This window comes from Streptomyces sp. NPDC001443, from assembly GCF_053597355.1.
Genome location: NZ_JBSFIA010000002.1, coordinates 482,196 through 492,133 on the forward strand (window position 1 = coordinate 482,196; position 9,938 = coordinate 492,133).

General features: G+C 70.5%; 8 protein-coding genes. 6 read left to right on the forward strand and 2 right to left on the reverse strand.

The window, feature by feature from the left end:
• Positions 1-8 precede the first annotated feature (8 nt).
• On the reverse strand, positions 9-1,370 hold the full coding sequence (locus ACWC24_RS04930) for a glutamine synthetase family protein (RefSeq protein ID WP_450661404.1): 1,362 nt from the start codon (positions 1,368-1,370) through the stop codon (positions 9-11).
• A 314-nt stretch (positions 1,371-1,684) separates the two neighbouring features.
• Between ACWC24_RS04930 and ACWC24_RS04935 the strand changes: the two genes are divergently transcribed.
• Both ACWC24_RS04935 and ACWC24_RS04940 read left to right on the forward strand, forming a co-directional pair.
• Entirely contained in the window at positions 1,685-2,878 is a 1,194-nt protein-coding gene (locus ACWC24_RS04935; RefSeq protein WP_450661405.1) for a globin domain-containing protein, read from the forward strand.
• 203 nt (positions 2,879-3,081) lie between these two features.
• Positions 3,082-3,558, forward strand: a complete 477-nt coding sequence (locus ACWC24_RS04940) for a DUF2871 domain-containing protein (protein WP_450661406.1) — start codon at positions 3,082-3,084, stop codon at positions 3,556-3,558.
• 30 nt (positions 3,559-3,588) lie between these two features.
• Here ACWC24_RS04940 and ACWC24_RS04945 read toward each other — a convergent pair whose 3' ends face one another.
• Positions 3,589-4,023 carry an RrF2 family transcriptional regulator gene (locus ACWC24_RS04945; protein ID WP_450661407.1) on the reverse strand — a complete coding sequence of 145 codons (435 nt, stop codon included), beginning with the start codon at positions 4,021-4,023 and terminating at the stop codon, positions 3,589-3,591.
• 168 nt (positions 4,024-4,191) lie between these two features.
• Here ACWC24_RS04945 and ACWC24_RS04950 point away from each other — a divergent pair, with 168 nt between their 5' ends.
• The 4 genes from ACWC24_RS04950 (at position 4,192) to ACWC24_RS04965 (ending at position 9,885) form a co-directional block, all read left to right on the forward strand.
• Positions 4,192-4,851: a DUF3105 domain-containing protein gene (locus ACWC24_RS04950; RefSeq protein WP_450661408.1), complete on the forward strand. Its 660-nt coding sequence runs from the start codon at positions 4,192-4,194 to the stop codon at positions 4,849-4,851.
• Positions 4,848-5,471: a DUF305 domain-containing protein gene (locus tag ACWC24_RS04955; protein WP_450661409.1), complete on the forward strand. Its 624-nt coding sequence runs from the start codon at positions 4,848-4,850 to the stop codon at positions 5,469-5,471. The genes ACWC24_RS04950 and ACWC24_RS04955 overlap by 4 nt, the downstream gene beginning before the upstream one ends.
• A gap of 293 nt (positions 5,472-5,764) precedes the next feature.
• Positions 5,765-7,705, forward strand: coding sequence for a S53 family peptidase (locus tag ACWC24_RS04960; RefSeq protein ID WP_450661410.1), 1,941 nt, complete (start codon positions 5,765-5,767; stop codon positions 7,703-7,705).
• A gap of 134 nt (positions 7,706-7,839) precedes the next feature.
• Entirely contained in the window at positions 7,840-9,885 is a 2,046-nt protein-coding gene (locus ACWC24_RS04965) for an NAD(+) synthase (RefSeq protein WP_450661429.1), read from the forward strand.
• The last annotated feature ends 53 nt before the right edge of the window (positions 9,886-9,938 follow it).

Genomic DNA, 9,938 nt, shown 5'->3' on the forward strand with positions numbered 1-9,938 from the left:
ACCTGCGTTTACAGCACCGGCAGGTTCTTGCGCAGCTCGAACGCGGTGACCTCGCTGCGGTACTCCTCCCACTCCTGACGCTTGTTGCGCAGGAAGAAGTCGAAGACGTGTTCGCCGAGGGTCTCCGCGAGGAGGTCGCTGCGTTCCATCAGGCTCAGGGCCTCGCCGAGGTTCTGCGGGAGGGGCTCGATGCCCATCGCGCGGCGCTCGGCGTCGGACAGGGCCCAGACGTCGTCCTCGGCGCCGGGCGGCAGCTCGTAGCCCTCCTCGATGCCCTTGAGGCCGGCCGCCAGGAGCACGGCGTAGGCCAGGTAGGGGTTGGTGCCGGAGTCCAGGGAGCGGACCTCGACCCGGGCGGAGCCGGTCTTGCCGGGCTTGTACATCGGGACGCGGACCAGGGCCGAGCGGTTGTTGTGGCCCCAGCAGATGTACGAGGGGGCCTCGCCGCCGGCGCCCGCGGTGCGCTCGGAGCCGCCCCAGATGCGCTTGTAGGAGTTGACCCACTGGTTGGTGACGGCGGAGATCTCCGCGGCGTGCCGCAGCAGGCCCGCGATGAAGGAGCGGCCGACCTTGGAGAGCTGGTACTCGGAGCCGGACTCGTAGAACGCGTTGCGGTCGCCCTCGAAGAGGGAGAGGTGGGTGTGCATGCCGCTGCCCGGGTACTCCGAGAACGGCTTCGGCATGAAGGTGGCCTGGACGCCCTGCTCCAGCGCGACCTGCTTCATGATCAGCCGGAAGGTCATGATGTTGTCGGCCGTGGAGAGCGCGTCGGCGTAGCGCAGGTCGATCTCCTGCTGGCCGGGGGCGCCCTCGTGGTGGCTGAACTCGACCGAGATGCCCATCGACTCCAGCATGGTGATGGCCTGGCGACGGAAGTCCTGGCCCACGTTCTGCGGGGTGTGGTCGAAGTAGCCCGAGTTGTCGGCGGGGGTCGGGCGGGAGCCGTCGAGGGGCTTGTCCTTCAGCAGGAAGAACTCGATCTCGGGGTGGGTGTAGAAGGTGAAGCCCAGGTCGGAGGCGCGGGCCAGGGCGCGCTTGAGGACGTAGCGCGGGTCGGCGAAGGACGGGGAGCCGTCCGGCATGAGGATGTCGCAGAACATCCGGGCGGTGCCGGGGGCCTCGGCGCGCCAGGGCAGGACCTGGAAGGTGCCCGGGTCGGGCTTGGCGATCATGTCGGACTCGTAGACCCGGGCGAAGCCCTCGATCGCGGAGCCGTCGAAACCGATGCCCTCGTCGAAGGCCTGCTCGAGCTCGGCAGGGGCCACGGCGACGGACTTGAGGAAACCCAGTACGTCCGTGAACCACAGCCGTACGAACCGGATGTCGCGCTCCTCCAAGGTCCGGAGCACGAACTCCTGCTGCTTGTCCATCTTCCGCTTCCCCATCCTTGCCGGTCAGGCCGCCTGTCTCCCGCATCGCGGGAAGCGGTCGGGCACCTGAGCATCCCACCACAACACCATTTCATGCGCGTTGCAGACCTTGATCATCCCGTCGTCATCGGGCTGAACGCCTCACGTACAGCAGATGTACTGCTCTGAAGCCCATCTTGCCTGCTCGGGGCGTCATCCGTAATGGCCGCCCCCGGTCGTCTCGAATCCGGCTCTTAAACTTGCATCTCAGATGCAAGTTTCACTACGGTGTGCGACAGCCGAGTGATCGATCATCGATTCCAGGGAGCCATCCGATGCTGTCCGAACAGTCCGCCGCCACCGTCCGCGCGACGCTTCCCGCCGTGGGCGCGAACCTCGGTGAGATAACCGACCGCTTCTACACCGGGCTGTTCGCCGCCCACCCCGAGCTGCTGCGCGACCTGTTCAACCGCGGCAACCAGGCCGCGGGCACCCAGCGCCAGGCGCTGGCCGGCTCCATCGCCGCCTTCGCGACGCACCTCCTGGACCACCCCGACCAGCGGCCGGACGCCATGCTGGGCCGGATCGCCCACAAGCACGCCTCGCTGGGCGTCAGGCCCGAGCAGTACGCGGTCGTCCACGAGCACCTCTTCGCCGCAATCGTCGACGTGCTCGGCGAGGCCGTCACCCCGGAGGTCGCGGCCGCCTGGACCGAGGTCTACTGGCTGATGGCGAACGCGCTGATCGCCATCGAGCGACGGCTGTACGAGGAGAGCGGGACCACCGAGTGGCGGACCTGGGAGGTCGTGGAGCGCGTCGCGGAGACCGAGGACGTCGTCACCTTCCGGCTGCGCCCGCTCGACGGGGGCCCGGTGCGCGACTTCCGGGCCGGCCAGTACGTCTCCGTACGCGTCGGACTCCCCGACGGCGCCCGCCAGATCCGCCAGTACAGCCTCTCGGGCGCGCCCGGCTCCGGCGCGCTGCGCCAGATCAGCGTCAAGCGGGTCCCGGGCGACGCCACGACGCCGCAGGGCGAGGTCTCCAACCACCTCCACGCGCACGTGCGGGCGGGCGACGCCCTGGAGCTCTCCGAGCCGTACGGCGACCTGGTGCTCGACGGCGGCGAGGACACGCCCCTGCTGCTCGCCTCGGCCGGCATCGGCGTGACCCCGATCGTCGCGATGCTGGGCCGGCTGGCGGAGACGGGCCACTCCGCCCCCGTCACGGTCGTCCACGGCGACCGCTCCCCGGCGGACCACGCCCTGCGCGCCGAGCACGAGGCGTACGCGGCGAAGCTCGCGCAGGCGCCCGTCCACTTCTGGTACGAGCGTCAGGCGCCGGAGGGGTCGGCCCGCACCGGCCTGGTCGACCTCACGGACGTGACCGTCCCGGCGGGCACGCGCGCGTACCTGTGCGGTCCGCTGCCGTTCATGCGGGCGGTACGGGGACAGCTGATCGAGAAGGGCGTGGCCGCGGCGGACATCCACTACGAGGTGTTCGGGCCCGACCTGTGGCTCGCGGGGGCCTGAGCGACGGGACCGGCGGGGCGGGCCTCCGTCCGGGGGTCCGCCCGCCGGTCCGCCCGGTCGCGCAGCGCCGCCTGCGGCCCTGCGGGCCTGCCCCGCAAGGATCATGACTTGTCATCAGTTTTGTCGTTGACGGGGGGACGCGAGATGCGCAAGGTGGATGGATCACCGACTCATCGGCTCACCGCCCCTGGGGGACGAAACACATGAGGAAGCTCCTCAACACCGCCCACATCTACATGATCGTCGGAGTGCTCAGCGGCCTGTACTACCGCGAGCTCACCAAGGCCGAGGACTTCACCGGCGACACCCAGCTCGGCGTCGTGCACACGCATCTGCTGGCCCTCGGCATGCTGTTCTTCCTCATCGTGCTGGCCCTGGAGAAGCAGTTCGACCTGACCTCGTACCGGCTGTTCGGGTGGTTCTTCTGGATCTACAACGCCGGTCTCGTGGTGACGGTCTCGATGATGACCCTGCACGGCACCCTGACGGTGCTGGGGCACTCCAGCAACGAGGGGATCGCCGTCGTCGCCGGAATCGGCCACATCCTGCTCGCCGCCGGCCTGGTGCTCCTGTTCATCACCCTCGGCCAGCGCCTGCCCGCCGCCTCCAAGGCTTCCAAGGCCGGCGGTGACGCCGACGGCACCCCGGTCGTGGTCGCGGTGGGCCCCGGGGACCACTGACCCCGCCCCGGGAGCCACCGACCGCTCAGGTCAGGCCGGTCCGGAGATCTGCAGCAGCAGCGGTCCGGTCGGCCCGGCGACGATGTCCTGCATGGTGACCGGGTCCAGGGTGGCGTAAAAGGCCTCCTGGGCCCGGCGCAGGGCTCCGCGCAGCCGGCAGGCGGTGTTGAGGGGGCAGGGCGTGGCGCCCTCGCACTCGACGACGTCGCCCTCGCCCTCGAAGCTGCGCACCACGGCTCCCACCGACGCCGTGCGGCCCTTCTCGGTGAGCGAGAGTCCGCCGCCGCGGCCGCGACGGGCGTCGAGCAGTCCCATGTGCTGGAGCTCGGCCACGATCTTCGCGGTATGGGTGTACGGGACGCCCATGTCCTGCGCGACCTCCCGGGTCGTGGGATTGGTCCCGCCGACGACGGCCAGGCGCATGAGAACGCGCAGAGCCAGGTCGGTGGAGCGCAGCAGCCGCATGCTCCCAGGGTAGATAATGCGCATCCAGGCTTCAAATTATCTGGCCGGATCGTATCGTTCCGGCCTTTCCCGCGCCCTCACTACGAGAGCGGGCATCCCTCCCCTTACGATCGGCGGACCCGAACGATCTCACCGTCCCGCCCCCCTTTCCCCAGAAGGACAGATCTCATGGTTTCCGCCAAGAAGAGCAGCGGCACGGCGCGCCAGGCCCGTATAGCGGAGATGCGGCGCGCCGAGCAGGCCCGCGAGCGGCGCAACCGGATCCTCGTGATCGCGGCCTCCGTGGTGGCCGTCGCGGGACTGGTGGCCGGCGGTGTCTTCGTCGTGCACTCGCAGTCCGACGACACCGAGGCGGTCGACGCGAAGTCCTCGGGGCACTTCACCACCGGCAAGGACGGTGTGAAGACGTGGCAGGGCAAGCTGGGCCGCACCCATGTCGCCAAGACCGTCACGTACCCGGTGGAGCCGCCGGTCGGCGGGGACCACAACCAGGTGTGGATGAACTGCAACGGCGACGTCTACGGCAAGGCGCTGAACAACATGAACGCCGTGCACTCGCTGGAGCACGGCGCGGTGTGGGTGACGTACAACAGCAAGGCCGCCAAGGCCGACGTGGACGCGCTCGCGGCGAAGGTGAAGAAGACGCCGTACACGCTGATGAGCCCCGACGACAAGCAGTCGGACCCGATCGTGCTGACGGCGTGGGCGCACCAGCGCACGGTCAAGAGCGCGAGCGACCCGGACGTCGACGCGTTCTTCGCGAAGTTCGTGCAGGGCGAGCAGACTCCCGAGCCGGGCGCCGCCTGCACGGGAGGACTGTCGCAGTGAGGCACGTCGGACTGATCGCGGGGGCCGCGGCGGCGGCCCTGGTCGCGGCCGGCGCGATCACCTACGCGGTCGCCGAGGACCGCGCTCCCGTCGCCGCCACGCCGTCCGCGGCCTCCGCGGACGCCGGGTTCGCGCGGGACATGGCGGTCCACCACCAGCAGGCCGTCGAGATGTCGTACATCGTGCGCGACCGCACGAAGGACCCGGAAGTACGGCGCCTCGCCTACGACATCGCGCAGACGCAGGCCAACCAGCGCGGCATGCTGCTGGGCTGGCTCGACCTGTGGGGGCTGCCGAAGGTCTCCGCCGACGCCCCGATGACCTGGATGGGCATGGGCGACATGGCCTCCGGCAAGGACGGCTCGCTGATGCCGGGCATGGCGACCAACACCGAGATGAAGAAGCTCGGCACACTGAACGGGAAGCAGGCGGAGGTCTTCTACCTCCAACTGATGACCGACCATCACAAGGGCGGCATCCACATGGCCGAGGGCTGTGTCTCCGCGTGCACGGTCGGGGTGGAGAAGCGGCTCGCGCAGGGCATGGTCGACGCGCAGCAGTCCGAGATCGATCTGATGGCGGACATGCTCAAGGCGCGGGGCGCGACGGCCCGTTCGTAGCGCGGGAAGGCTCGTCCACAGCGCGGGAAGGCTCGTTCGCAGCGCGGGAAGGGCCCGTTCATAGCACGGATGGGACGTGGTCCGGTAGCCGTTTGCCGGATCTTCGCCCCAAATCCCCTCGGACGGCTCTTTCTTGGGATCTTTTTGGCTATCGCATTCCCCTGGCATGAACGGTTCATCGAAAGAGTGGGCCCGGCATGTGATCCATTCGCGGGCCAAACCGCCGCGGGCCCGGCGCGGATCGCATGACGGCCAACCACTACATGCATGCGAACCGCAATGCAGGGGGTTCTATGAGATCCAACCGCGCCAAGATGCGCGCCGGAGCGAGCCTGGCGGCGACACTGCCGATGCTCGCGGGCGCGCTGGCGTTCGGCATACCCGCGGCACACGCCGCGGACAACCCGGGCCGGGACACGCTCGCGGGCACCAAGCCCGCCTGGGCCACGGCCAAGGCGGACAAGGGCTCGACCGCGGACACCGCGCAGGTCTCCGCCCGCGTCTATCTGGCCGGCCGGGACGCGGCCGGCCTCGCGGCCTACGCGAAGGCGGTGTCCGACCCGGCCTCCGCCGCCTACGGCAAGTACTTGAGCGCCGACCAGGCCCAGGCCCGCTTCGGCGCGACCGAGGCCCAGGTGAAGGCGGTCAAGGCCTGGCTGGCCTCGGCCGGCCTGAAGGTCACGGGCACCACGCAGCACTACGTCTCCGTCAGCGGTGACGTGGCCGCCGCCGAGAAGGCGTTCGGCACCCAGCTGCACAACTACGCCAAGGGCTCCAAGACTTATCGCGCGCCGTCGAGGACGGCCTCCGCCCCGGAGAGCCTGAAGGGCGCCGTCCTGACCGTCACCGGCCTGGACAACGCCCCGCACCGGGCCAGCGCCAAGGAGCAACTGCCCCCGCCGGACAGCGTCTTCAAGAACTCCGGGCCCTTCTCCTCGTACTACGGCTCGAACACCGCGAGCACGCTGCCGAGCGCGTACGGCAAGAAGATCCCGTACGCCGTGGAGGGTTACACCGGCAAGCAGCTGCGCGCCGCGTACGGCGCGGGCGACTACACCGGCAAGGGCGTGCGCGTCGCCATCACCGACGCCTACGCCTCGCCGACCATCGCCTACGACGCGGCCACCTACGCGAAGCAGCACGGCGACGCCGCCTGGAAGACCGGACAGCTGCGCCAGGTGCTGCCCAAGAACTACACGAAGACCGAGGAGTGCGGGGCGGCCGGCTGGTACGGCGAGGAGACCCTCGACGTCGAGGCCGTGCACGCGGTCGCGCCGGACGCCCAGGTCACCTACGTGGGCGGCGCGTCCTGCTACGACGACGACCTGCTCGACTCGCTCAGCAAGGTCGTGGACGACCACCTGGCCGACATCGTCTCCAACTCCTGGGGCGACATCGAGGCCAACCAGACGCCCGACCTCGCGGCCGCCTACGACCAGGTCTTCCAGTTCGGCGCGGTCGAGGGCATCGGCTTCTACTTCTCCTCCGGCGACAACGGCGACGAGGTCGCCAACACCGGTACGAAGCAGGTCGACACCCCGGCCAACTCGGCGTGGGTGACCGCGGTCGGCGGTACCTCGCTGGCCGTCGGCAAGGGCGACAAGTACCTGTGGGAGACCGGCTGGGGCACCCAGAAGGCCGTGCTGTCCGCGGACGGCAAGAGCTGGACGGACTTCCCCGGCGCGTTCACCTCGGGCGCGGGCGGCGGCACCAGTGCGACGGTGGCCGAGCCCTTCTACCAGAAGGGTGTCGTCCCGGACTCGCTCGCCAAGGCGAACAACGCCGCCGGCAACCGCGTCGTCCCGGACATCTCCGCGATCGCCGACCCGAACACCGGCTTCAAGGTGGGCCAGACGCAGACCCAGGCGGACGGCACCGAGGCGTACAGCGAGTACCGCATCGGCGGCACCTCGCTGGCCGCGCCGGTCATCGCGGCCGTCCAGGCGCTGGCGCAGCAGGCCGGCGGCGGCAAGGCCCTCGGCTTCGCCAACCCGGTGATCTACGGCAAGTACGGCACGAAGGCCTACCACGACGTCACCGACAACCCGACCGGCTCCGGCCTGGCCGTGGCCCGCGTCGACTTCGTGAACGGCTACGACGCCACCGACGGCCAGGTCGTCTCGGTCCGCAGCCTCGGCAAGGACAGCTCGCTGTCGGCCGTCAAGGGCTACGACGACGTGACCGGCGTGGGCACGCCGGCGGGCGGCTACGTCCGCTCGTACGGCCGCCGCTGAGGCACCGGCACCAGGCGCGAAGGGACACGGGAACTGAGCTGTTCCGTGTCCCTTCCGCACGGCGGGGGCGGGCCACGCCGCGCCCCCGCCCCCCATCGTGTCGCTCTGACGATTACACTGGGCCCGTGCCTCCTCTGAACTTCGGGTCGCTCTATCAGCACGGCTTCGCACGCGTCGCCGCCTGCACGGGCCACACCGCCATCGCCGACCCGCACGCCAACGCCGAGGCGGTCCTGCGCCAGGCACGCAGGTGTGCCGAGGACGGGGTCGCCGTCGCCGTCTTCCCGGAGATGGTGCTGTGCGGCTACTCGATCGAGGACCTGCTGCTCCAGGACGCGCTGCTCGACGGGGTCGAGGAGGCGCTGCGGACGGTGGTGGCCGGGTCGGCCGACCTCCTGCCGGTCCTGGTCGTGGGCGCCCCGCTGCGCCATCGCAACCGGGTCTACAACTGCGCGGTGACCGTGCACCGCGGCCGGGTCCTCGGGGTCGTCCCCAAGTCGTACCCGCCGAACTACCGGGAGTTCTACGAGCAGCGGCAGATCGCCGCGGGCGACGACGAGCGCGGCGGCACGATCCGGGTCGACGGCGAGCCGGTGCCGTTCGGCGTGGACCTGCTGTTCGCCGCGGACGACGTCCCGGGTCTGGTGCTGCACACGGAGATCTGCGAGGACATGTGGGTGCCGGTGCCGCCGAGCGCCGAGGCGGCCCTGGCGGGCGCCACCGTCCTCGCCAACCTCTCCGGCAGCCCGATCACCGTCGGCCGGGCCGAGGACCGCAGGCTGATGTGCCGCTCGGCGTCCTCGCGCTGCATCGCCGCCTACGTGTACGCGGCGGCCGGGCTGGGCGAGTCGACCACCGACCTGTCCTGGGACGGCCAGACCATGATCTACGAGAACGGGGCGCTGCTGGCCGAGTCCGACCGCTTCCCGCTCCAGGACCAGTTCGCCGTGGCCGACGTCGACCTCGACCTGCTGCGCCAGGAGCGCGGCCGGACGGGCACCTTCGACGACAACCGGCGCACCCACGGCACCCGCACCGCCGATTTCCGCACGGTGCCGTTCCGGCTGGACCCGCCGACCGCCGACCTGGGCCTGCGACGCCGCGTCGAGCGCTTCCCGTTCGTGCCCGCCGACCCCGACCGGCTGGCCCTGGACTGCTACGAGGCGTACAACATCCAGGTCGCGGGGCTCCAGCAGCGGCTCGCGGCGATCGGGAACCCGAAGGTGGTCATCGGGGTGTCCGGCGGTCTCGACTCCACGCACGCGCTGATCGTCGCCGCGCGCGCGATGGACCGGGCGGGTCGTCCGCGCAGCGACATCCTGGCCTGGACCCTGCCCGGCTTCGCCACCAGCGACCACACCAAGGGCAACGCGCACGCCCTGATGCGCGCCCTCGGTGTCACCGCGGCCGAACTGGACATCACGCCGACCGCCCGGCTGATGCTGGAGGAGATGGACCACCCCTTCGCCGCCGGCGAGCCGGTGTACGACGTCACCTTCGAGAACGTGCAGGCCGGGCTGCGCACCGACTACCTGTTCCGGCTCGCCAACCAGCGCGGTGGCATCGTGCTCGGCACCGGGGACCTCTCGGAGCTGGCGCTCGGCTGGTGCACGTACGGCGTGGGCGACCAGATGAGCCACTACAACGTCAACTCCGGTGTGCCGAAGACGCTGATCCAGCATCTGATCCGCTGGGTCATCGGCAGCCACCAGTTCGACGACGACACCAATCGCACCCTCGCCGCGATCCTCGACACCGAGATCAGCCCGGAGCTCGTACCGGGTGAGGAGATGCAGTCCACCGAGTCGAAGATCGGCCCGTACGCGCTGCACGACTTCACCCTGTTCCACGTGCTGCGCTACGGCTTCCGGCCGTCGAAGATCGCCTTCCTGGCCTGGCACGCCTGGCACGACCCGGAGACCGGCGCCTGGCCGCCCGGCTTCCCCGAGGCCGAGCGGGTGGCGTACGACCTGCCGGAGATCCGGCGCTGGCTGGAGGTGTTCTGCCGTCGCTTCTTCGGGTTCGCGCAGTTCAAGCGCTCGGCCATGCCGAACGGGCCGAAGGTCTCGGCCGGCGGTTCGCTCTCGCCGCGCGGCGACTGGCGCGCGCCGTCCGACAGCACGGCCCGGTCCTGGCTGCTCGACCTGGCCCGTTTCGACCCCGCCGAGCCCGGCCGCTGACCGGCCACTGGAATCGGCCCCGGCCCCGCGGGGGCCGGGGGGGGGGCCGGGGC

Coding starts and splice junctions, on each gene's coding strand:
- ACWC24_RS04930 (WP_450661404.1), bottom strand. CDS start 1,370: ATGGACAAGCAGCAGGAGTTCGTGCTCCGGACCTTGGAGGAGCGCGAC.
- ACWC24_RS04935 (WP_450661405.1), top strand. CDS start 1,685: ATGCTGTCCGAACAGTCCGCCGCCACCGTCCGCGCGACGCTTCCCGCC.
- ACWC24_RS04940 (WP_450661406.1), top strand. CDS start 3,082: ATGAGGAAGCTCCTCAACACCGCCCACATCTACATGATCGTCGGAGTG.
- ACWC24_RS04945 (WP_450661407.1), bottom strand. CDS start 4,023: ATGCGGCTGCTGCGCTCCACCGACCTGGCTCTGCGCGTTCTCATGCGC.
- ACWC24_RS04950 (WP_450661408.1), top strand. CDS start 4,192: ATGGTTTCCGCCAAGAAGAGCAGCGGCACGGCGCGCCAGGCCCGTATA.
- ACWC24_RS04960 (WP_450661410.1), top strand. CDS start 5,765: ATGAGATCCAACCGCGCCAAGATGCGCGCCGGAGCGAGCCTGGCGGCG.